We start from the raw sequence: 25,652 nt of genomic DNA, 5'->3' as shown, positions 1-25,652 counted from the left end.
CCGGAAGGACTGAAGGCAATGCCATCCACCTCCGCGAGCCGGTTCCGTGTGACACGGGCCGACGTCGAGGCGTTCGGGCAGGCCAGTGGGGACCACAGCCCGCTGCACATGGACGAGGCCTACACCCGGCGCACGTCCTTCGGACAGCGGGTCGTGCACGGCGCCCTCGGCGTGCTGCACGCCCTCGCCGCGCTGCCCGGGCCGGCGGACGGCCGCGTGCCGGTCGCCGTCCGCGCCCGCTTCCACGCACCCCTGTTCACCGGCCAGGAATACACCGCCGTGGCCGAAGTGGACATACCGCGAACGACCGTCCGGGTCCTCGACGGCGGCCGCCCGCTCCTCGACCTCGAACTGGAGAACGGGACACGGCCCTCGGGAACGCTGCCGACCGCCCCCGCGGACACGCGCCGCCGTACCGAGGCCGCCGACCGTCCCCTGGACGACCTCGCCGAGGGCCACCTGGACGCCGCGTACGACCCGGACGAGGCCGCGTACACCCGCCTCCTCGGCACCACCGGCGCCGCCGCCTGCGGAGTCACCGTCGAACTGGCCGCGCTTCTCGGCTGGGCCAGTTACCTGGTCGGCATGGAGGCACCGGGGCGCCGCGCGCTCGCCTCCGGCTACACGGTGCGCCTGCTGGACGAGGAGCCCGCGGACGAGCCGGGGGCCAAGGCGCGGATCACCGCCGTGGACCACCGGTTCGGCCGAGTGGAACTGGCCGGGAGGGTCACCGGGACCGGGCTCACCGGCACCGTCGAGGCCGAGGCACTGGTGCGCGCGGAGGTGCCCGCGCCCCAGCCGGAGCGGGTCCGTGAGCAGCTGGGGGGCACGGGCACCGCTCTCACCGGGCAGGTGGGCCTCGTCGTGGGCGCGAGCCGCGGACTCGGAGCCGCACTCGCCCAGGCACTCGTGCTCCAGGGCGCCACCGTGTACGGCGGCTTCCACCGCAGCCGGACGGACGCCGAGGCGGTGCGCCAAGGGCTCGGAGAGGCGGCGGACCGGCTGCGCCTGGTGCAGGGCGACTGGTCGGACCCGCGGTGGTGCGCCGAGGCACGCGAGCGCATCCTGAGCGAACAAGGGCGGCTCGACATCCTGGTGCTCAGCGCCTGCCCACCCGTCACCGCCCTGGGCCTGGACACCGCCGCGGCCGACCGCGTCGACGCGTACGTCATGGCCAGCCTGGCACTCGTCCGCGGGCCACTGTCCTGTTTCGCCGAGGATCTGACCGGCACGGGCGGCTGCGTGCTGGCTGTCTCCTCGCACTGGGTGACCGAGCCGCCCGCGGGCCGCGCCCACTACGTCGCCGCCAAGTGCGCCGTCGAGGGCCTCATGCGGGGCGCCGCCGTCGAGTACCCCTCGGTGCGGTTCCTGGTGGCCCGCCCGCCACGGCTCGCGACTTCCCTGTCGGGAGGCATCGTCGGGCAGGACGCGGGCGCACCGGTCGAACCCGTCGCCGCCGCGCTGGTGCGCCGTGTCGTGGACCGGACCACGCAGCCGGGCCGGGCCCACATCCTGGACACCTTCGGCACCCAGGACCCCCGGAGCGGCGGGGCGGACGCCACCACCCCGGCCAGGACCGCTGTGCCCGCGCCGCCCGATCCGCAGAACGAGCAGGCCGCCGGCCGAGGTCCCGCCCTGGTGACCGCCGCCACCTTCACCACCGACCCGCTGCTGCCCGTCCTCGCGTACTGGAACGAACACCTCGGGCTCGGCCTGCGCATCGAACTCGCCCCGTACGGACAGGTCTTTCAGGAGCTGTTGGACCCTGCGAGCGCCTTCCACAGCAACACCGGCGGATGCAACGCCGTCCTGCTGCGCCTGGAGGACTGGCTGGCGGGTGACGGCGGTCTCAGTACCATCGCCGCCGACTTCGTCGCCGCCGTCACGGCGTACACCCGGCAGGGCGGCGCCCAGCTGATCGTGCACCTCTGCCCGCCCACGCCCGGCGCCGACGCCGTGCGCCGCCGGGCCCTCGACGCGGCGCAGGACACCGTCACGCGGGGTCTCGCGGAGCTGCGAGGCGTCCACCTGGCCGGCGGTGAACAGTGGGGCGGCGGCTTCGAGACCGCCGAGCACCACGACCGCGCCCGGCTCGCCCACGCCCACATCCCCTACACCGACGCCGCCTGCACCGCCGTGGGCACCGCGCTGATGCGTTCCGTGCACGGCCTGCTCGCTCCGCCGTTCAAGGTCCTCGTACTCGACTGCGACAACACGCTCTGGAGAGGCGTCTGCGGCGAGGACGGCCCGGACGGCATCACACTGGACGACGCCCACCTGGAGCTCCAGCGGTGGGCGCTGCGACTGCGCGAGCGTGGCGTCCTGCTCTGCCTCGCCAGCAAGAACGACGAGGACGGCGTCTTCGAGGTCTTCCGCCGCCGCACCGACATGCCGCTGCGCCAAGAGCACCTGGCGGCCTGGAGGATCGGCTGGGAGCCCAAGCCCGGCGGTCTCGTCGCCCTGGCCCGCGAACTCGGCCTCGGTCTGGACAGCTTCGTCTTCCTCGACGACAATCCGGTCGAGATCGCCGCCGTGCGAGCCGCCTGCCCCCAGGTCCTGGCGCTCACCTTCCCCGCGGACCGGCCCGAACGGCTGCCCGGGATGCTGGAGCGGGTCTGGGCGTTCGACCGCCCGGAGGTCACCGCGGAGGACCTGGGGCGCGCCGCGGACTACTCGGCCCGCCGCCGACGCGACGAACTGCGCGACTCCTCACTCACCTTCGCCGACTTCATCGAGAGCCTCGGCCTCGTCGTCGACGTCCGTCCGGCGGCCGACGCGGATCTGCCGCGCGTTTCCCAACTCACCCATCGCACCAACCAGTTCAACTTCTCCACCATTCGCCGCACCGAGGCGGAGCTGCGCGCCCTGCTCGCCACCGAGGGAGAGGACGTACGCTGCTGGGTCGCCGAGGTCCGGGACCGGTTCGGTGACTACGGCATCATGGCCACCGCCCTGACCCGGCGGACTCACGGCAGCGACACCGTCGTCGTCGACACCTTCCTGATGAGCTGCCGGGTGCTGGGCCGCGGCGCCGAGCACGCCCTGCTGAGCCACCTCGGCGCCGCCGCCCGCGAGGACGGCGCGGAGTTCCTCGAAGCCCTCTACCGCCGCACGCCCAGGAACGAACCGGCCCGCGCCTTCCTGGAGGCCGTCGCCGGACACGGCACCGCGCACGACGACGGAGGCGTGCTCCACCGCATGCCGGTCGCGCACGCGGCGGCCGTCGCCTTCCGCCCCGAGGAGAGCGAGCGGCAGGACACCGGTGGTGAGCGGCAGGACCCGAGCATGACCGCCGCCGACCCGGCACGGCTCGCGGCACTGACGGAGCTGGCCGAGGACCTCACGGACCTGGCCGCACTCCGGGCACGGGTGCACGGCACCGAGGAGGGCCCGGGGCTCGCCGCCGGCCCACTCACCGGGTCATCCGCCCCCGGCCCGGTGGGCAGCGGCCTCGAATCCGTACGTGCCCTCGTCCAGGAGACGTTCACACGCACGCTCGCCCGCCCGCAGGTCCCCGTCACCTCCGACGCCACCTTCGAGGCGCTGCGGCTGACCTCGCTCGACATCGTGAACCTCACGGTGGCGCTGGAGAAGCGGCTCGGGCGCGAGCTGCCGACGACGCTGCTGTTCGAGCACCGCACCGTCGACGGCCTGGTCCGCGCACTCGCCGGCGCACCGCACGAGACGCCCCTGGCCGCACCGCCCGCGCTCCCCGCCGCGCGGTCCGCCGACAGCACGCCGTCGGCCGGTGAGCCCGCCACGTCGCACGAACCCGTCGCGGTGATCGGCCTCGCCGGGCGCTACCCGCAGGCCGCCACCGTCGACGAACTGTGGGAGCTGCTCGCCGAGGGCCGCAGCGCGGTGCGGGAGCTGTCCGCACAGCGCTGGGAGCACAGCCGCCACCTGGCCGCGGACGGTGGCGCGGACACGACCTACTCGGCCTGGGCCGCCCTCCTGGAGGACGTCGACCGGTTCGACGCGCAGTTCTTCAGGATCGCCCCACGCGAGGCCGAGGCGATGGACCCGCAGCAGCGGCTCTTCCTCGAAGTCGCGCACGAGGCCGTAGAGGACGCCGGGTACACCCGCGCCGGGCTGGGCCCGCAGGTCGGTGTCTACGTCGGCGTCATGGCCAACGACTACGCCGCGCTGAGCCGTTCCGCGGCCGTCACCGGCGACGGCCCCTTCCCGTACGCCGAGAACTACCAGATCGCCAACCGTGTCTCCTACCACTTCGACTTCACCGGCCCCAGCCTGGCCGTGGACACCGCCTGTTCCGCCTCGGCCGTCGCGGTGCACCTGGCCTGCGAGGCGATCCGCCGGGGCGAGGCCACGGCGGCCCTCGCCGGAGGCGTCAACCTCGTCCTGCACCCGGCCCGCCACATCCAGTACGCGCAGATGGGCATGCTGTCCCGCGACGGCCGGTGCCGCCCCTTCGGCGCGGACGCGGACGGGTTCGTCATGGGTGAGGGTGTCGGCGCCGTCCTGCTCAAACCGCTGTCGCGGGCGCTGGCCGACGGTGATCACGTGCACGGCGTCATCAAGGGCAGCTGGACCAACTCCGGCGGCCGCACCAGCGGTTTCACCGTGCCCAACCCCCGGGCGCAGGCCGAACTCGTCTCCCGAGCCCTGACCGCCGCCGGCGTGCCACCGCGCACCGTCAGTTACGTCGAGGCGCACGGCAGCGGCACCGCACTCGGCGATCCCATCGAGATACGCGGCCTGACGACCGCGTTCGGTGATCCGGCGGCGAACGAGCCGGACCAGGTGGGCTGGTGTGCCGTCGGCAGCGTCAAGTCGGCCATCGGCCATCTGGAACCGGCGGCCGGGATCGCGGGCCTGACCAAGGTGCTCCTCCAGCTGCGCCACCGCACCCTGGCGCCCACCCTGCACGCCGACACCCTCAACCCGCACATCGACTTCGACCGCACTCCGTTCCGGGTGCAGCGCGAACTGGGCGACTGGCGGCGGCCGGAGGGACCTCACGGGCCGCTGCCGCTGCGCGCCGGTGTCAGCTCCTTCGGCGCGGGTGGCGTCAACGCCCACCTCGTCGTCGAGGAGGCCCCCGCGACGGCCGTCCCGGAGCCCGCCGGCACCGGCCCCGAGCTGATCGTGGTGAGCGCCGCCGACTCAGCACGGCTGCGCGCCTACGCCCGCAGACTGCACACCCATGTGACGGCCGGGCCCGGCCGCGCCGCCCGGCTCGTGGACATCGCCCACACCCTGCGCGTCGGCCGGGAACCCCTCGCGCAGCGGGCCGCGTTCGTGGTGGCGGACCACGCCGAGCTGGCCGACCGCCTGGCGGCCCTCGCCGGTCCGGACGAGGCGTCCGCGATCGCCTACGGCCGTGCCGACGGTGAGGCCTCCCTCGCCGACGTCTTCACCGACGGCGAGGAGACGACGGACTTCCTGGCCCGGCTGGTCGCGGGCGGCGAGCCGGGCAGGGTCGGGCGGCTGTGGACGCGTGGCGCTGTCGCCGACTGGGAGACCCTGTTCGGGCACACCGGCGGGCGACGCGTGTCGCTGCCCACGCGGCCGTTCCGGCCCACGCGGTACTGGCTGGAGGGCACGCACCTGGGCATCGCGGCCCCGATGCCCGCCGCGGCACGGGAGGGCCGGGACGCGTCCGTGTGGTACCTGCGTGCCGCCTGGCGGGCGATCCCGATGCCCGCACCGGCCCCGACCACCACGGAACGGACGTCGGTGGTGGCGCTGGCCGGCGGCGGCTGGCGGCCCGAGGACCCGGCCGTCACGGTCGTCCGAAGCGAGGACGACGTTGTGCGGGCCGTCGGCGAGGCCGTCCCCGGCAGGCGGGTCACCGTACTGGACGGCCGCCGCCTCGGGGCGGGCGCGCTCAGTGACGACCCACTGCGGCTGCCCACGGCTCTGGCCAGGGCCTGCGCCGCGAGCGGCGTCCCGGTCACCTACGCGGGGCTGTGCCTCCCGGCTGCCGCGGACCCCATGGGCGCGGCCCTGCCGGGCCTGACCCGCTCCGCCGAGCAGGAGATCCCCGGCTTCCGGGGCGTCCACATCGAGGTGGCGGGCGGCGCGGCGGACGTCCCCGCAGCGGCTGACCTGCTGGCCGCGGCCGGGGGCCCCGGCACGGAGGTGCGCTTCGCCGACGGGCGCCACTGGACGCGCGTACTGGAGCCCCTGGAGCACGGGCCGGACGCGCCCGCCGCACCCTGGCGGGAGCGCGGCGTCTACCTCGTCACCGGCGGGGCCGGGGGCATCGGACGGATCCTGGCGGAGCGGCTCGCCCGCACCCATCACGCCTCCTTGATCCTCCTCGGGCGCGGCCCGGCCCGTGCCGGAACCGGGCGACTCGTCAGCCGTATCGAGGAGCTGGGCGGCCGGGCGTTGTACGTGAGCGCCGACGTCTGCGACCGCGCCGCCCTCGCCGCGGCCGTCGCCGCGGGAGAGGAGCGGTTCGGCCCGCTCAACGGCGTCCTGCACGCCGCGGGTGTCGTCGAGGACGCCGCCCTGCGCGACAAGTCCGACGCCTCCAGCGCCCGGGTCCTCGCCCCCAAGACGATCGGAACCCGGCTGCTCGACGAGGTGACCGCCGACCGGGAGCTGGACTTCTTCTGCCTGATGTCGTCCGTCAGCGGCACTCTCGGCAACGCGGGGCAGAGCGACTACGCGGCCGCCAACCGCCACCTCGACGCCTTCGCGTCGTGGCGCGACGCCCGGGTCACCGCGGGGGAGCGCCACGGCGTGAGCATGTCGGTGGCCTGGCCGCACTGGCGCGACGGTGGCATGTCCGCACCTGCGGCGGCCCTCGCGCTCGCCGAGACCACCACCGGCTTGCGGACCATGGACGGCGAAACCGGGCTGCGCGCCTTGGACGCGGTGCTCGCGAGCGGTCCGGGGTGCACCGTCGTCGGGGTCGGCGACCGGGAGCGTTTCACCGCCGCCTTCGCCGGTACGCCGCCGAACGCGCCGGGCCCGGCGCCGGTGGCCCCGCAGGACGACCGGGCGGCACCGCGTCTGCGCGACAGCCTCCTCGACATCGCCGCCACGCTCCTGAAGGCGCCGCGCGAGGAGATCGACGCCGACACCGAGTGGGGGGCATTCGGCTTCAACTCCGTGTTGTTCACCCAGTTCTGCCAGCGGATCAACACCGCCTTCGGCACCGCGCTCACCCCCGTGGTCTTCTACGAACATCCCACCCTGGTCCAGCTGACGGCGGCGCTCTCGGCGCACGAAACGGTCCGCAGGGCGCTGACGGACCAGCCCACGGCCGAGGCACACCCGGCTCAGGCCGCTGGGACCGACACACGTCCAGCCGCACCGGCCCCGGCCCTGCCGGGACCCGCCCCGCACCCTGTACCCGCGCCCGGTGAACGCGAGCCGATCGCGGTGGTGGGCATGGCCGGCCGGTTCCCCGGCGCCCCCGACCTGGAGACGTACTTCGAACAGCTGATGGCAGGCCATGACGCGGTACGCGAAGTGGATCCCGAACGCTGGGACTGGCGGGCGACGGCCGCACGAGAACACTGCCGGTACGGCGGATTCCTCGACGACGTCGACGCCTTCGACGCCGACTTCTTCGGGATCTCCCAGCGCGAGGCACGCACCATGGACCCGCAGCAGCGGCTCTTCCTGGAGACCGGCTGGTCCGCCCTGGAGCACGCCGGATACGATCCGCGCTCCCTGTCGGGCAGCCGTACCGGTGTCTTCGTGGGAGTGACCCTGCACGACTGGCTCGACGTACTGCGGGGCAACGACGAGCCGCCCGCCGCCCACACCGTCACCGGCAATGTACACAGCATCGTGCCCAACCGGGTCTCCCACCTCCTCGACCTGCGCGGTCCCAGCGAGGCGATCGACACCGCCTGCTCCAGCTCGCTGGCCGCCGTGCACCGGGCGGTGATCGCGCTGCGCTCCGGAGAGTGCGACCTCGCCCTCGCCGGTGGCGTCAACGCACTGCTCTCCGTAGAGGTGTACGAGTCCCTCGCCAAGGCCGGAATGCTCTCGCCGACCGGGCACTGCCACGCCTTCGGCGACGCCGCCGACGGGTACGTGCGCGGCGAGGGCGTCGGCGCCGTGGTCCTCAAGCGGCTGTCCGCCGCGCTCGCCGACGGCGACACCGTGCACGGGGTCGTCCTGGGCACCGCCGTCAACCACGGCGGCCGGGGCCACTCCTTGACCGCGCCACAGCCCTCGGCCCAGGCCGACGTGGTGGTCGAGGCGGTCGGGGCGGCCGGCGTCCCGGCTGCCGGCATCACCTACGTCGAGACCCACGGGACCGGCACCGAACTCGGCGACCCCGTCGAGGTGAGTGGTCTCAAGGAGGCCTTCACCCGGCTCGGCGCCGCCGAAGGGTTCCCGGGCGGCTGCGCCCTCGGCGCGGTCAAGGCCAACATCGGCCACCTGGAGTCGGCCGCAGGCATCGCGTCCCTGCTGAAGGTACTGCTCGCCATGCGTTACCGCACCCTGCCGCCCAACCTGTACGCGGATCCCCCCAACCGTCACCTGGACCTCACCGACAGCCCGTTCCGGCTGCTCGACACGGCCGAGCCCTGGAAACCCCCGGCCGGTGCGGACACTGCAGCGCCACCGCTGCGCGCGGGCGTCAGCTCCTTCGGATTCGGCGGCTCCAACGCCCATGTGGTCCTGGAGGAACCGCCGTTGACGCCCGTCCCCGTCATCGAGAAGCCTGCCGGGCAGACCGTCATCCTCTCCGCCCGTGACTCCGGGCGCCTGCGCGCCTACGCACAGCGGCTGCGGGACACCCTCGCCGCCCCCGACGAGGCCGATCTGCCCGCCCTGGCCGATCTGGCGTACACGACCCAGACGGGCCGTCCGCACCTGGAGAGCCGGGTGGCCCTGGTCGCCGAGTCGGTGGAGCAACTCCGCGACCGCCTGGACCGGTTCCTGACCACGGGTGACGGCCCGGGCGTGTACCCGGGCACCGGCGCGGCCGGGCCGGGGGCCGTGCCCGGCGCGGAGACCGCTGACCCGCACGCCCTGGCGGCCGCCTGGGCCGCGGGGGAGAGCGTCGACTGGAGCGCGGCTCACGCGGGCCGTCCCCGGCGCCGGGTGCCGCTGCCCACGTACCCCTTCGACCACACCCGGCGGCACGGGCCCAGCAGGGAGCCCCGGAGCCACTGCGGGGACGCGCGGCCCGGTCCCCGCCGCGACGCGCCGACCGTCGCGCCCCGCACCACGCCGCGCACGTCACCCCGGACCGGAGTCGACGGTGGCCGCCATCCCGTACTCGTCGAGCGCCGCTGGACACCCCTGCACACCTCGCGGCAGCCCCCGCGCCGGCGGCTCACCTGCCTGCTCGTGCTGCGCGGACCCGAGAGCCTCGGCGTGATCGGCAGCCTGGAGGAGAGCATCGACTGGATCATGCTGCGGGAGCGCTCCGGCCTGCCCCGGCTGCTGCCCCCGGAGCACGAGTACGAACTCGACTACGACGACCACGCCGACGGTGCGGCGGTCGCCGCCGCACTGCTGGCCCGGCACACCCGGGTGGACGCCGTACTCGACCTCGTGGACCTCGCCGGGCCGCCGGACCCCGGTGCCATGGGCGAGGACTCCGGGCTCGGCCACGAGGCGGGCCGGGTCGCCCTGCTCCAGGCCCTGGTCCGGCAGGCCGTCGGCGCCGCCCCCGGCGCCCCGCACAGCACCGGCTCGGACCTGAACATCGTGCACGTCACCCGCGGCCTGGCCGCCCACCGCAACCCCCGGCCCGGGACCAGGGGGGCCCGGATGGCGGCACTCGTCCGCGCCGTCGGCAGCGAGTACTCGGCGGTCCGCGCCACCACACTCGACCTGGAAGGGGACACCGGACCGGTGGACGCGCTGCCCCTGGCGGTGCGGGAGATCGAAACGGCGGGCGAGGAGCCCGAGGTGTGCCTGCGCGGCAACGTGCGCCACGCGCCCCGGCTCGTCGACCTGCCCCCGGAGCCGGCACACGAGCCGGGGCCGGGCATGTTCGGCGGCTTCGCGGTGGACCCGGACCGCGTCTACCTCATCACGGGCGGCACCGGAGGACTCGGCGCGGCCCTCGCCCGGGAGCTGTTCGCACGTGGCGCCCGCCGGTTCGCGGTAACCGGCCGCCGCCTCCTGCCGCCGGTCGAGGAGTGGACGGCGGACGGCGCCGCCCACGGACTGCCCAACGGCATTGCGGACCTGGTCGAGCTGCGGGACCGGGGCGCGCGATTCGCGGCGTACGGCGGAGCGCTCACGGACCGGGCGGCCGTGGAGGACTTCCTCGACGGCGTGCGCGCCGGCCTCGGCCCGATCGCCGCGGTCGTGCACTGCGCGGGCTCCGTCGACCAGCACCAGCCCGTCTTCCTGCGCAAGACATGGGCGGATGTCGCCCGGACCTGGGAACCCAAGGGGGAGGGGGTCGTCGTGCTCGACGGCCTTCTCGCCGCCGACGAACCCGACTTCGTGGTCCTGTACTCCTCGCTCTCCGCCGCCCTGCCGTTCCTCTCCACGGGGCTGGCCGACTACGGCAGCGCCAACGCCTACCTCGACGCCTTCGCCGCCCGCGCAGCGCGCCGCGGCTCGCGCACCCGCTATCTGTCCATCGCCTGGGGCGGCTGGTCCGGCGCCGGCATGGGCGAGGTCCGCAGCCCCCGCTACACCGAGCAGGGTTTCGCCTCGCTCACCCATGACGAGGGCATCGGTCTCCTGGAGCAGGCGCTGCGCCGTGCCCCCGGGCCGAACGTCATCGCTCTGGCACGCGACCGGAACACCGACGCCGCACCCGCCGTCCGGTTCGTACCGTCCGGGGCCCCGCCGGGACCGGGGCGTGACATCCAGGAGCCGTCCGGCGGACTGCTGCCCCTGGTCGTCGGCGCCGTGCGCGACCTGATCGCGCAGGAGGTGCTCCTGCCCCGTGCGCGTGTGGCGCCCGACGTCCACTTCAGTGACCTCGGCGTCGACTCCATCCTGCTGGCCGGTATCGTCACGAGACTCGAGGCACTGACCGGCGAACCCGTGGCCCCGTCCACCGTCCTGGAGTACCCGACCGCCGCCGGGCTCGGCGCCCATCTGCTCCAGCAGTACCCGCAGGGCCTGGCGGCATGTGCAGCGGACGGTCTGCTGCCGGCGGAACCGAACGACGCGCCACAGTCGGCCGAGGAGAACCGGGGCGAGCCCGAGGCGGCGAGGGAGAACCGGAGCGAACCCGAGGCGGCCGAGCGGCGAGGAGGGGTGGCCACGACGGCCGTCCACCGCCGCGCCCCCGTACCGACCGCGCACCAGGACGCCCACGAACGACAGGCCCCGGGCCCGGTGTCCGCGCCCCTCGCGATCATCGGCATGGCGAGCCGCTTTCCCGGCGCCCCCACCACCGAGGCCTTCTGGGAACTGCTGCGCACCGGTCACGACGCGGTGCGGGAGGTCCCGGCGACCCGCTGGTCCGGCTCGCGGCTGTACACGCCCACGATCACTCCCGGCCGCTCGAGCAGCAAATGGGGCGGCTTCATCGACGACATAGAGGCGTATGACCCGGCGTATTTCGGTATCCCGGACGCGGACGCCGCGCATGTCGACCCGGTGATCAGGCTGGTCCTGGAGTGCGCGGAGCAGACCATCAGGGACGCCGGATACGAGCGCCACGAGCTGTCCGGACGCCGCGTCGGAGTCTTCGCGGGCGCGGGCACCACCAACTACGGCCTGCGGATCCCCGAGCCCGGCCGCGCCACCGTCACCGGCCTCAACCCCAACTTCATCGGCGCCCGCATCGCGCACGTCCACGACTTCGGCGGACCCAACATGGTGGTGGACACCGCCTGCTCGTCGTCCCTGACCGCCCTCTGGCTGGCCCGGCAGGCGCTGCTGCTCGGCGAGTGCGAAGTGGCCCTGGTGGCCGGGGCGGACCTGCTGCTCGACCATGTGCCCTACCTCAAGCTCAGCGCCGCCGAGGCTCTCTCGCCCACCGGACGCTGCCGGGTGTTCGACAAGGACGCCGACGGGTTCGTGCCCGGTGAGGGCGCCGGGGCGGTACTGCTCAAACCGCTCGCCGCCGCCCTCGCCGACGGCGACCGCATCCACGCCGTCCTCGAAAGCGTGGCCATGAACAACGACGGCCGCACCATGGGCCTGACCACACCCAACCCGGCCGCTCAGGAGCGCGTCGTCCGCGACGCGCTGCGCATGGCGGGCGCGGTCCCCGACTCGGTGTCGTACGTCGAGGCGCACGGCACCGGCACCATGATCGGCGATCCGATGGAGCTGCGGGCTTTGACCCGGGCCTTCAGAAGCGACACCGACGCGTCCGGGTTCTGCGCGATCGGCAGTGTGAAGTCCAACATCGGCCATCTGCTCATGGCCTCCGGCATGGCGGGACTGCACAAGGTCGTCCTCGCCCTGCGTCACCGGCAGCTGCCGCCCACCCTGCACTGCCGTGAACCCAACCCCCGTTTCGCCTTCGACACCTCGCCCTTCTACCCGAACGTCGAACTGCGCGACTGGACCCCACGGAGCGGCCTGCGCCGCGCCGGCCTCAGTTCCTTCGGGTTCGGCGGCACCAACTGCCACGCGATCCTGCGCGAACCGTACGCCGACGAGCGCGGCGCGGCGGTCCGTGCGCCGCTGCCGCCCGCCGAGTTCCATCGGGTGCGGCACTGGATCGACGTGGAGCCCGCCACCGGGACGACTTCCGTTCTCGCGGCGGCTCCCGCCGCTGACGCGGATCCCGCCGCGCAGGCGGCCGCCAACGCCGATGCGCCGCCCCGGGGCCGCCGCTATCTGGAGCTGGCCGAGGACGAGCCCACCCTCACCGCAAGCCACCGCATCCCCGCACATCGGCCTTACCTGCCGCTGGAGGAGCTCTCATGACCGCACCCCACCGTCCCTCGACCGTCGAGGGCGACCTCGCCGCCGTCGAGGGCCGTCGGCTCCGCTCGGTCGTGACGGCGGGGGACGAGATCGTACGCGGCCACCTCGTCCACGACGTGCCCGTGCTGCCGGGCGTCTTCCACCTCGACCTGACGCTGCGGCTGCTGGGACACGCGGGCATCGACCCGGCCACCGCGGAGCTGCGCCGCTGCCTGTTCATCGCACCCGTCGTCGCCACCGCGGAGATGGACAGGGAACTGCGGATCGTTGTGGGGGAGCGTTCCGGGCCGGACACGGTGCCGGTGCACGTGGAAAGCCGCCCCCTCATCGACGGCAGCCCGGTCGACGACACCTGGGAGCGCAACTTCCAGGCCGAGATCCGGCTCGGCCTGCCGGTCGAGAGCCCCGCCCTCGACCTGGCGGGCCTGACCGGAGCCGGTGCCACCGAGGAGGGCGACGCGGAGGAACTGTACGCCTTCGCTCGACAGCTCTCTATCCACCACCGGGACTTCATGAAGGTCAGCGGGCGCCTTCGGGCCCGGCCGCGGGACGCGCTCGCCGAGATCTCCCTCGGCGATGCCGCGGCGGCCTACCTCGACCACTTCCACATCCACCCGGTGGTGCTCGACTTCTCCACCCTCGTGCCGTTCCTGCACTTCGGGCGCGACCAGCGGGCCGCGCTGACCCGGCCGTTCATCCCCATCTTCATCCGGTCCTTCCGGGCCGCCGGGTCGTCGGCCCGGGACAGCAGGGTGTACGTCCCGGCCCTCTCGCAGCGCATGGCCGACGGCGACACGGTGACCGGCGACATCACCATTTGCGGCGCGGACGGCCGCGTCATCGCTTCGATGACCGGCTTCACCTGCAAACGGGTCCGGTCGGCCGAGCACATCACCAAGTTCGCCGGAGCGGTACCGGCGCGTGCCGTCTCCCCGTTCGCGCCCGATCCCGAGCCCGCCGACGACGGGGCCGAGACGCCCGCGCCCGCGGGCACCGCCGCGTCCCTCGACCAGGTGATCACGGAACTGGTGACGGAGATCCTGGGCGACGACGACGGCGTCGAGCAGGACCGCGGCTTCTACGACCTCGGCCTGACCTCGGTCAACCTGCTCGCCATCGCGGGCAGGCTGGAGAAACGACTCGGGCAGGAGCTGTATCCCACGCTGCTGTTCGAGTACCCGACGGTGCGGAAGCTGGCGGCCTACCTGCGCGAGGAGGGCATGGAACCGAGCCCCGCCGAAGCGGCCCCACCCACCGCGGCCGGGACCGCGGCCGGAGTCGGAGCCGCGCCGGCGCCCGAAGCCGCCGCGCCCGCCGTACCAGCACCCGCACCGGCCCCCGCGGCGTTCGTCAGCGGCCCGGACACCTCTGGCGGCGACATCGCCATCGTGGGCCTCGCGGGCCGCTATCCCCGGGCCGCCGACGTGGACCGGTTCTGGGAGGTGCTGCGCGACGGCCAGGACTGCGTCACCGAGATACCCCACGAACGCTGGGACCACCGCGACTACTTCGAGCCGCGCCGGGGCACCACGGGACGCTCGTACAGCAAGTGGGGTGCCTTCCTCGACGGCGTCGACCACTTCGACCCGCTGTTCTTCAACATCTCCCCGCGCCAGGCCGAACTGATGGACCCGCACGAACGGCTCTTCCTGGAGACCGCCTGGGCGACCATCGAGGACGCCGGCCACACCCCGGAGACGCTCGGTGCCGCCACCGCGGCCAAGGTCGGCGTGTTCGTGGGCGTGATGTGGAACGACTACCAGCTGTACGGCCTGGAGTCGGTGCAGCACGGCACCCCGCAGGTCGTCGCCTCCACCTCCTCACTGATCGCCAACCGGGTCGCCTACACCTTCGACTTCCAGGGTCCGAGCGTCGCGATGGACACCGCCTGCTCCTCCTCCCTGTTCACCCTGCACATGGCCTGCGAGTCGATCCGCAGGGGCGAGTGCCGGGCCGCCGTCGCGGGTGGTGTGAACCTGTCCCTGCACCCGTACAAGTACCTGCGCCTGGCCGACAGCAACCTGCTCTCCACCGACGGCCGGTGCCGGGTCTTCGGGCGGGGCGCCGACGGCTACGTGCCCGGTGAAGGGGTCGGCGCCGTCCTCGTACGCCCCCTGGCCGACGCCATCGCCGCGGGCGACCAGATCTACGGCGTCATCCGAGGGTCCGCGGCCCAGCACGGCGGACGCACCAGCGGTTTCGCGGTGCCGAGCCCCGATGCGCAGGCCCGCGTCGTCACGGAAGTGCTGGAGAAGTCCCAGGTGCCGCCCGAGACGATCACGTACATCGAGGCGCACGGCGGCGCCACCACCCTCGGCGACCAGATCGAGATCGCCGCCCTCGCCAAGGCGTTCCGCCGATACACCCGGGAGCAGGGCTTCTGCGCCATCGGTTCGCTGAAGTCCAACGTCGGCCACCTGGAGGGCGCCGCGGGTATCGCCTCGCTGACGAAGGTGCTGCTGTCCCTGCGCCACGGACTCATCGTGCCCTCCCTGCACACCGACGAACTGAACCCGGAGATCCCCTTCTCCAGCACGCCGTTCTACGTCGCCCGGCGGACCGAGTCGTGGGAGCGGGTGACCGACCCGCACACCGGTGCTCTCGCGCCGCGCCGGGCCGCGCTGAGCAGCTTCGGCTTCGGCGGCGCCAACGCCCATGTGCTGGTGGAGGAGTACCTGCCGGAGCCGGCGGCCGTGTCCGCGTCCGGCACGGCGCGGAGCGGACCGCGCACCGTCGACCGGTACGTCGTGCCGCTCTCCGGACGCGACGACGGCAGGTTGCGGGAACAGGCCCGGCGCCTCCTGGACCATCTGCGCGTCCACCCGCACCTCCGCATTGAGGACATCGTCCTCACCCTGGGCGCGGGTCGCCGCGCCATGGAGTCACGACTCGCCCTCGCGGCGCGCGACACCGGTGAACTCACCCGCTCCCTGGCCGACTTCGTCGCCGGGCGGGAGGGCACGGAACGCCGCTGGTCCGGACGGGTCAAGCACGCGCCGGCCACGGAGGAGACGACCGCGCCGCTGACCACCGAGTCGGTGGCCGAGCGCTGGGTCCGCGGTCATGACATTCCGTGGCAGGACACCGTGCCGTCCGGAGGACGCCGGATCTCGCTGCCCACCTACGCCTTCGCACGGCAGCGCTGCTGGGTGCCCGGCATCGGCGGCGCGGCGGCCAGGGCGGTACCGCCGGGCGCGGTGCGCGCGCCGGAGAGCGTCATGGCTCCGGAACCCGCCGGACCCCTGGAAGAGGTGGTCCGTTCGGACCCCGTGGCGCCGCCGGTGCCGGAACCGGCTCCAGCGCCCGCCACGGCGGAGAACGTGCCCGCCCCGCCGACTCTCCTCGACGAGCGCACCCTGCTCTACCGCCCCGTGTGGACGCCGCGCCCCGGCGAGGGCCAGCCCGTCACCGGTACCGTCCTCGTCTTCGACACCTCCGCCGAGCGCGTCGCCGAACTGCGCTCGCGCCACGGGCGCGTGGTGTGGGTACGCCCTGGAAAGGAGTACACCCGGCTCTCCCCGGACGACTACGACATCGCCCCGGACAGCGCCGAGGACCACCGCGCGCTCCTGTCGGCGCTGCGCGCGGACCGGGTCACCCCGTCGGCCGTGCTCCACCTGTGGCAGTTGGACGGCGCGCCCCCGGCCGACGGGCCGCTCGACGGCCTCGACGTCGCGTTGGTGCCGCTTTTCCTGTTCTGCCAGGCGTGGCTGGTCGGTCTGGACCGTACGCTGCCCCTCGTCCACGCCTTCGACGGCGAGCGCGACCTGCCCGCGGGCGCCGCGGTCGGCGGGTTCGCCCGCAGCGTGCGCCTCGAACAGCCCAAACTGGCCGTCAAGACCGTCGACGTCCGAGACCGCCGCACCGCCGCGGAACTCGCCGGCCTGCTGCTCGCCGAGACCGCGAACCTCGACGACGTCGAAGTACGCCACACCGGCGGCACGCGCGCCGTCCTGTCCTTCACGCGCTGCCGGCCCCCGGCGGCCGTACGTACCCCGCTCGCCCGCACGGGCGGCGTCTACCTGATCAGCGGCGGCGCCGGTGGCCTCGGTCTGCACGTGGCACGGCACATGGCCGCGCGGGCGAAGGTCTCGCTCGTCCTGTTCGGGCGCTCCGCGCCGGGCGCGGAGCAGGAGGCCGCGGTCGACGGGATCCGGCGCGCGGGCAGTGAGGCCGTATACCTCCGGGCCGACACGGCGAGCCGGGCCGACATGGCGCGAGTCGTGGCCGAGGCACGGTCCCGTTTCGGACCGCTGACCGGGGTGATCCACTCCGCGGGCGTCACCGAGGACGGGCTGCTCATCACCAAGCCACTGGACTCGGTGCGCCGGGTGCTCACCCCGAAGCTCGCGGGCACCCGCGCGCTCGATCTGGCGACAAGCGGCGAGGAACTGGACTACTTCGTGCTCTTCTCGTCCGCCTCGGCCGTGCTCGGCAGTGTGGGGGCCGCCGACTACACCGCCGGCAACCGCTTCCTGGACGCGTACGCGGAATGGCGCGAGGCGCTGCGGGCCCGTGGTGAGGTCCGTGGGCGCACCCTGTCCGTCAACTGGCCGATGTGGCGCGACGGCGGCATGCGCATCCACCCGGACGTCGAGCAGGACGTACTCGTGCGGGCCGGGCTGGAGCCGATGGACACCGCGGAGGGGCTCGCCGCCCTTGATGCGGCGCTGGCCCTTGACGGGCCGCAACTGGTGGTGCTCAAGGGCGATCCGGCGCGACTGGAGGCACGAATGAGGTCGGTGGTCGAGAACGTGGGCGAGGAACCCGCACCGGCCGCCTCCGCGCCCGTCGAACCCCGGGGGGCGGTGGCCGAAGCCGTCCCGCCCGGCGGCGGGCCGGACCTCGGCACCGTCGTACGGGAACTGCGAGAGGTCGTCGCGGACGTCCTCAAGCTCCCGCAGTCGGAGCTGGACGTGGAGGACGAGTTGTCCGACTACGGCCTGGACTCCGTCGCCGCGATGCGCGCCCTCAGCGGTATGGAGGAGAAGTACGGCGTGCCGGTCCCGCCGTCGTTGCTCCTGCGCCACCGGTCGATCCAGGCCCTCGCCCAGCATCTCGTGACCGAGGTGCTGCCGGCCGCGCCGGTGCCCGGTGCGGGCACGCCGCCCCGTGCCGGGCAGGCCGCCCCCGCTCCGGCGCCCGCCCGCGTTCCGGCGCCCGCCCGTGCCGCCGTTCCCGCCGCGGCGCCGTCCGCTGGGGGCCGGATCGCCGTCGTCGCCGCGGCGTGCCGCTTCCCCGGCTCGCCCAGCCTCGAGGCGTTCTGGGACAACCTCGTGCACGGCCGCGACTGCGTGCGCCCGGCACCGGACGGCCGGTGGCCGGAGGAGTGGCTGCGGCACGCGGGTGCCGACGTCATGGCCGCCGCGCGGTGGGGCGGATTCATCGACGGCATCGACCGGTTCGACGCCGCCTGCTTCCGCATCGACGAGGAAGAGGCACGCTGGATGGACCCGCAACAGCGGATCTGCCTGGAAGTCACCCAGGAACTCCTCGACCGCGCCGGTTACCGGCGGGAGGACGTGGCGGGCAGCGCGACCGGCGTCTTCCTGGGAGTGGGCCCGAACGACTACACCCGGCGCGGCTTCCTCGCCGGACTGCCGACGCCGCCCCGGCTGCTGGCCGACTCGCTGCCGAACATGGCGGGCGCGACCCTCTCGCACGTCTTCGACCTGCGCGGTGCGAGCCTGACCGTGGACACCGCGTGCTCGTCCTCGCTGGTCGCCCTGCACCGGGCCGTGCAGAGCCTGCTGGCGGGGGAGTGCGAGGCGGCGGTCGCCGGAGGCGTCGAGCTGCTGCTCGACCCGTTCGTGTACGTGGGTCTGGACCGCGCCGGCGCGCTCTCCAAGGACGGCAGGTCCCGGGTCTTCGACCGCGAAGCTGCCGGATTCGTGCCGGGCGAGGGGGCGGGCCTGGTCCTGCTCAAGGAAGAGGGCAGGGCGCTGCGCGACGGCGACATCGTCCTCGCCACCATCACGGGCTCCGCGGTCAACAACGACGGCCGCACCGTCGGCCCGACCACGCCAAGCCACGAGGCCCAGACCGAGGTCATCCGAGCCGCGCTGCGCTCGGGCGACATCGATCCGGCGAGCGTGGGATACCTCGAGACGCACGGCTCGGCGAGCGGGTTCGGCGACCCGATCGAGATCGCCGCCGCGGCCGAGGCGTACCAGGGGGCGGGCCGGCTCCGGCCGGCCGGGGTCGGATCGGTGAAGACCAACATCGGCGCTCTGCTGCACGCCGGTGGCGTCGCCTCCCTGATCAAGGTCGTGCTCGGGCTGCACCACGGCCGGCTGGTGCCCACCCTGCACTGCACCGAGCCACACCCGCGCATCCAGTTCGAGAGGACGCCGTTCCGGCCCGTGCTGACCGGCGGCGACTGGCCGCGCGAGGGCTCCGGTCCACGCCGAGCCGGTGTCTCCTCCTTCGGCTTCGGTGGCACCAACTGCCACGTCGTCGTGGAGGAGGCCCCGGCCGGCCACCGACCGCTCCGGACACCGCTGCCGGTCACGGCATTCGAGCGGCGACGCCTCTGGCTGGAGCCGGAGGCGCGGCCCGGACGACTGACGCCCGCGGTGCCGGCTCCCGACGGCGAGGCACTGCTGCCCGCGGTGACCCGGCGCGTCGCAACCGCCGTCGCCGCGCTGCTGCCCGGCCCGGCGGCCGCTGACCCGAGTGAGCTCAGCGGCCACAACTTCATGGAACTCGGGCTCGGTTCGGCCGCACTCATCGAGCTGAACGCCGCGCTGGACAAGGAGTTCTCCGTCGCCGTACCGCCCACCGCGTTGTTCCGCCATCCCAATGTGCCGGACCTGTCCGGCTACCTGGTCCGCGAGTACGAGGCGGAGCTGACCCGCTGGCGGGCCGCGCACAACGGGAGGGGCCACGCGCCCGGCTCCGCCACCGGGAACGGTGGTCCTGAGCGCGGCAGGGAGCCCGCCGCCGCGCGACAGGCAGCGGCCCGACGGTCCGACGGCGGCTCCGAGGAGGACGACGCAGCCACCCCGGATGACATGGCCGCCCGGGACAGCGCGGCCGGCCGCGGCCACACCGTCACGGGCGGCGACACAGCCACCCGCGGCAGCACAAACACCGGCGGCACCACAGACACCCGCGAGGACATCGCGATCATCGGCATCGGCGGTCGCTTCCCCGGCGCGGACGGACCCGAAGCGCTCTGGGCCAGGCTGGCGGCGGGGGACGACCTGGTCACTCCGGTGCCCGCCGACCGCTGGGACCACAGCCGGTACTACGACCCCACCGCCGCACCCGGCACGACCGACTGCCGCCACGGCGCCTTCCTCGACGCGATCGACACCTTCGACGCGGCCTTCTTCCGCGTCCTGCCCAGCGAGGCGGAGAGCATGGACCCGCAGCTCAGGCTGCTGCTCGAGGTTCTCCACGCCACGGCCGAGGACGCAGGCGCGGCGCCCGCGCTGCGCGGCTCCGACACCGGGGTCTTCGTCGGCCAGTGCTTCCAGGACTACGACAACGAGATGATCGCGCGGGGCCGCACGGTCGGCGTGCACGACCCCATCGGCGCCGCCATGTCGATGACGGCCAACCGCCCGTCGTTCTTCTTCGACCTCAGCGGTCCGAGCCTGACCGTGGACACCGCCTGCTCGTCCTCGCTGACGGCGCTCCAGCTGGCCGTCGCGTCACTGCGCCGCGGCGAGTGCTCGATGGCCTTCGCGGCCGGGACGAATCTCATCGCCAGCCCCCGCCACTACCTCAAGCTCTCCGCCATCGGCGCGCTGTCGCCCGGCGGACGCTGCTACAGCTTCGATGCCCGCGCCGACGGCTACGTGCCCGGCGAGGCCGTCGCCGCCGTGCTGCTCAAGCCGCTCCGCCAGGCCCTCGCCGACGGCGACCCGGTGCACGCCGTCATCAGATCCGTCGCCGTCAACCACGGCGGTCACGCCAGCTCGGCCACCGCACCCAACCAGGCCCGCCAGGAGGCCCTGCTGCGCCGGGCCTGGAGCGAGGCGGGCATCGACCCGGCGACCCTCACCTACCTGGAGGCGCACGGCACGGGCACCAGACTCGGCGACCCCATCGAGGTCGAGGCCGTCAAGGGCGCCCTGCGCGCCCACGGCGGTGAGCCGCACATCGTGCTCGGCAGCGCCAAGTCGCACCTCGGGCACACCGAGGGCGCCGCGGGGCTGGTGGGTGTCGTCAAGACCGTCCTGTCCATGCGGCACGGGCTCATCCCGGCGATGCCGTCGTTCCAGGAGGCCAACCCCTACTGCCGTCTCGACGAGGGTCCGCTCCACGTCAACCGGGAACCCGTGCCCTGGGACCCGCCGCCCGGGGTGCCGCGCCGGGCGGGTGTCAGCTCCTTCGGCTTCGGCGGTTCCTATGCCCATGTGGTCATCGAAGAGCCGCCGGTGCGGCAGGCGGCGCGTCCGTCGGAAGGCCCCCTGATCTTCCCCTTCTCCGCACGGACACCGGAACGGCTGCGGGCCCTGGCACGGCGTTATCTGGACTTCCTCGGTCCGGGTTGCGGCCTGCCCACGTCCGGGATCGCGGCCACTCTGCAGCACGGCCGTGAGGCGGCCGCAGCGCGTTGCGCGGTGATCGCCGACAGCCGCAGCGCGCTGGTCCGGGGCCTGGAGGCGCTCCTCGCGACGGAAGAGGCGGACTCTACGGGCACGGTGTACGACATGACGGGCACCGCCGCCCGCGACGCCCGGCGCGCCGACGACACGGGCCGGCTCGCCCGGTCCTGGGCGGACGGTGAGACGGTCGACTGGCCGACCGGCCCGGACGGCCGCCCGGAGCCTCGTGTCCCGCTGCCCACCTATCCGTTCGAACCCCGGCGCTTCTGGCTGCGGGAGCCTGCGGCGCCCGTGCCCGCACCCGCCCAGCCGCCGCCCGCACCAGTCGAGCACGACACGGCCGACGCCACCGCGGCGCTCGCCGCCGAACTGGCCGCCCGCGTCGAGGAGAGCGGCTACTCGGGCGCGCGCATCCTCGGTGCCCTGGTCGAGTTCAGCGCTCTGGGGCGCGCCCTCGCCGCCTCGGTCCTGCGCCGGCACACCGGCCGGGGCAGATACGGCGCCGACGACCACCTCGTCGACCGGATGGAGATCGCGCCCGGACACGAGCACTTCACCGAGTTCCTGGAGCGCGCACTGCGCACCTGCGAGCCGCCCGCCGACGGGGAGGAGGCCGAACAGGCCCGCCTGACCGCGAGGCTGCGCGAACTCGCCCGGGCCAACCCGGAGATCGAACCCCACATCGACCTGGTCGTCTCCTGGTCACGACAGCTGCCCGACGTGCTCGCCGACCGGGTGAACCCGCTCGAGCTGTACTTCCCCGGCGACGACGAGGGCATCGCCCGTGTCTACGGCAACACCGGCATCGCCGACCACTTCAACGACCTGATCGCCCACGCCGTGGCGGGCCATCTGCGCGAGCAGCACGCCCGCCGCCCCGGCGAACCGCTGCGCGTCCTGGAAATCGGCGCCGGCTCCGGTGCCACGACCGAGCGCGTCCTGCGTCTCGTCGACGCGCTCGGCCTGCCCGAGGACACCGTCGCGTACTACTTCACCGACGTGTCCCCCGCCTTCTTCCGCACCGCGCGCCAGCGTCTCGCCGGAGCCCGTACGGCGGTGCGCTACGCGGCGTTCGACCTGGAGGGGGACCTGGCCGGGCAGGGCTTCGAGCCCGGCTTCTTCGACGTGGTGGTCGCCACCAACGTCGTCCACGTCACCCGGGCGGTCGCGGACTCGGTCACCCGGGTCCGCCAGCTGCTGACCGAGGGGGGCGTGTTCGCGCTCAACGAACTGACCCTGGCCCTGGACTATCTGACCCTGATGTTCGGCATGGTGCCCGGCTGGCAGCCGCCCCAGGACGGACGGCTGCCCGGCTCCCCGCTCCTGGACGCCACGGGCTGGCGCCGCGTGCTGGCCACGGCGGGATTCGATCCGGTGTGGGTGTTCGGGGCCGCCGACGTCGACGAGGCCGAGGCCGACCAGTGCGTACTGCTGGGCCGGGCGGCCGCCCGGCCGTACGCCACGCCCGCCGCCGAGGAGGCCGCCACGGCCGCCGCCCCCCGAACCTCCGTCCCCGCCGCGGCCCCGCCCGCCGAAGACGACACACCCGCCCGCCTCGCACGCCATCTGCGCCAGGGGTTCGCGGAGTTCCTGTCCGTTCCGGCCGACACCGTCGACGACACGACCGCGTTCGCGGCCTACGGCCTGGACTCCCTCGGAGCCATTCAGATGGTCCGGACGATGGAGGGCACGTTCGGGCCCCTGCCGAAGGTGCTGCTGTATGAGTGCAGGACGGTGGCGGAACTGGCCGCGTACCTTCTGGAGAACGCGCCCGGGGCCTGCGATGCGGTGGCCGCGTCCATGTCCGACGCCCGGCCGCCCACCACCCCGGCGCCGGATCGGCATCAGCCCGAACCACCGTCCCCCGCGTCTCTCGGGCCCACCGCCCGTACCGTCCCCGACGACCCGGTCGCCGTCGTCGGCATGGCAGGGATCTTCCCGGGCGCACCCGACTGCGACACGCTGTGGCGACGGCTGCGCGAGGGCGCCGACCTCGTCACGGAGATCCCACGGGAACGCTTCGACTGGCGGTCCGTGTACGGCGATCCGCAGCGCGAGCCCGGCACGACCGACACGCGCTGGGGCGCCTTCATCGACGGCGTCGACGAGTTCGACGCGGAGTTCTTCGGCATCTCGCCGCTGGAAGCCGGACTCATGGACCCCCAGCAGCGGCTTCTGCTGCACTGTGCCTGGTGGGCCGTCGAGGACGCGGGACACCGTCCGAGCAGCCTCGGTGGCACCGACACGGGTGTCTTCGTCGGTGCCACCTCACACGACTACGACGAGTTCCTCATCCGCATCGGCCGGGACCGCGAGGCCCACTCCAGCCTGGGCGTCGGTCACTGCATCCTGTCCAACCGGATCTCGTACCAGCTGGGTCTGCACGGGCCGAGCGAGACGGTGGACACCGCCTGCTCCAGCTCGCTCAGCGCACTGCACCGGGCCGTCGGGGCCATCCAGGGCGGGGAGTGCGCCGCCGCGATCGTGGGCGGTGTCCATCTCAATCTGGGAGCGAGGCTGTTCGTGGCGCTCGGCCAGCTCGGCGTCATGTCGCCCGACGGCGTGTGCCGCCCGTTCGACAGCGAGGCGAACGGAATGGTGCGGGGCGAAGGGGTGGGCGCACTGTACCTCAAGCCGCTGTCGCGGGCGCTGGCGGACGGCGACACCGTGCACGGCCTGATCCGCGGCAGCGGAGTGGGCCACGGCGGCCGGGTGACGTCGATGACCGTGCCCAACCCGGCCGCCCAGGCCGAGCTGATCGCGTCGGTGCATCGGCGGGCGGGTGTCGACCCGCGCACCGTCACTTACATCGAGGCCCACGGCACCGCCACCCATGTCGGTGACCCGATCGAGGTCCGCGCGCTGCGCAAGGCCTTCGCCCACCTCCTGGAACGTCCGGAGAACGAACCGGTGACGCCGTGGTGCGGTCTGGGCAGCGTGAAGTCCAACGTCGGGCACCTGGAAGCCGCGGCCGGACTCATCGGCACGGTCAAGACGCTGCTGGCCATGCGCCACGGCGAGCTGCCCGCGAGCATCAACTTCGGTTCGGCCAACCCGCTGCTGGAGCTGGAAGGCAGCCCGTTCGAGGTGGTCGCCGAACGCCGGCCGTGGCCGCGTCTCACCGATGCCGGTGGCACAGAGCTCCCGCGCCGCGCGGGGGTGACCTCGCTCGGCTTCGGCGGCACCAACGCGCACGTCGTGCTGGAGGAGTTCATCCCGCCACCACGCGCTCCGCTGCCGGACACCGGTGAACCCCGGCTGATCGTCCTGTCCGCCCGCACCGAGCGTGCCCTGCGCGCCGCGGCGGCCCGCCTCGCCGCCCGGCTGACGGCACGGCGCGCCGCCGGCGAGCCGGATCTGCCCCTCGGCGACATCGAGTTCACCCTTCGGGCGGGGAGGGATCCGATGCGGTGGCGGCTCGCCCTGCTCGTCGCGGACACCGGCGAACTGCTGGACCGGTTGCGTTCGTGCGCGGACGGCACCTTCGACCGTCCGGGTGTCTTCCTCGGCGAGCCCGCCGGGCACCCTGCGTCGAGCCCGCCGCACTCGGCGGGTGCCGAGGCACTGGCCCGGCACTGGGTGGCGGGTGGTGAGCTGCCCGACCGGCACCCGGCCGGAGCGGAGCCCGCACACCGCCGCACCTCCCTGCCGGGCTATCCGTTCGAGTCCATCCGCCACTGGGCCGACGAGCCGTCGCGGCCTACGTCAGCCGCCGTGTCCGGCGATCCTCCGGACGCCGGCGAGGAATGGCTCCAACTGCTCAACGACCTGCGCGAGGGCGCCAGGTCGGTCGAAGAGGTGGACGACATGCTCGTTCTCGGGGACGGGGGAAATCGATGAGGACCGGTCCGCACGAAGCCAAACGAGAAATCCTGGCCCGGGTCAGCCGGGGAGAACTGGACGCCCGGCAGGCCGCGGCCCTGCTCCGCCGTCTCGCCGCAGCAAGGGTGGACGACGTGGTCGGCGACGGCGCGGGCGACGAGGCGGCGACACGGGCAGCCGCTAAGGACACCACTGTCTGGTACGGGTCCACGTGGACGCCCGCCGCGCCGGTCCCGCAGACCGGGACCGCCGACGCCCGCGTCCTCGTCCTGCGCCCCGGATCCGCCACCCAAGGCCGGGACCCCGCAGGGCAGTTCGTCGTCCCCGCGGAGGCCCCTGCGGACTGGCGCAGCGCCTGGCGCGCCGTGAGCGGCCCCGGGCGCACCGCGGCACGGGTCGTGCTCGACGCCCGGGAGGTGTCCGGCGCCGCCGCCGTCGACGCGGCGTTCGCACTGCTGAAGACGGTCGTCG

3 protein-coding genes (1 of these 3 only partly in view) are annotated in these 25,652 nt (G+C 74.0%); all 3 read left to right on the top strand.

The window, feature by feature from the left end; translation table 11 throughout:
* Positions 1-18: 18 nt before the first annotated feature.
* Tightly spaced (each overlapping or abutting the next), the 3 genes in view from ACIQ6R_RS27550 to ACIQ6R_RS27540 form a layout consistent with a single transcriptional unit that may run on beyond the window.
* Entirely contained in the window at positions 19-12,801 is a 12,783-nt protein-coding gene (locus tag ACIQ6R_RS27550) for an SDR family NAD(P)-dependent oxidoreductase (RefSeq protein ID WP_404224107.1), read from the top strand.
* Positions 12,798-25,199 (top strand): SDR family NAD(P)-dependent oxidoreductase, encoded by a 12,402-nt coding sequence (locus ACIQ6R_RS27545; RefSeq protein WP_404224105.1) that lies wholly within the window; start codon positions 12,798-12,800, stop codon positions 25,197-25,199. Before ACIQ6R_RS27550 ends, ACIQ6R_RS27545 begins: the two co-directional genes overlap by 4 nt.
* Positions 25,196-25,652, top strand: the 5' end (the start) of a protein-coding gene (locus ACIQ6R_RS27540) for an SDR family NAD(P)-dependent oxidoreductase (RefSeq protein WP_404224103.1). It continues 13,277 nt past the right edge of the window; only the first 457 of its 13,734 coding nucleotides appear in the window; it begins with the start codon at positions 25,196-25,198; its stop codon lies off the right edge, out of view. Before ACIQ6R_RS27545 ends, ACIQ6R_RS27540 begins: the two co-directional genes overlap by 4 nt.

This window comes from Streptomyces sp. NPDC096048 (assembly GCF_044763415.1).
In the GTDB taxonomy this organism is placed as follows: Bacteria; Actinomycetota; Actinomycetes; order Streptomycetales; family Streptomycetaceae; genus Streptomyces.
The sequence above is the reverse complement of the archived record's forward strand: the minus strand, read 5'-3'. Positions and strand labels throughout refer to the sequence as shown.

Excerpts from the sequence above, each read along its gene's own strand:
- ACIQ6R_RS27550 (WP_404224107.1), top strand. The coding sequence starts at position 19 with ATGCCATCCACCTCCGCGAGCCGGTTCCGTGTGACACGGGCCGACGTC.
- ACIQ6R_RS27545 (WP_404224105.1), top strand. The coding sequence starts at position 12,798 with ATGACCGCACCCCACCGTCCCTCGACCGTCGAGGGCGACCTCGCCGCC.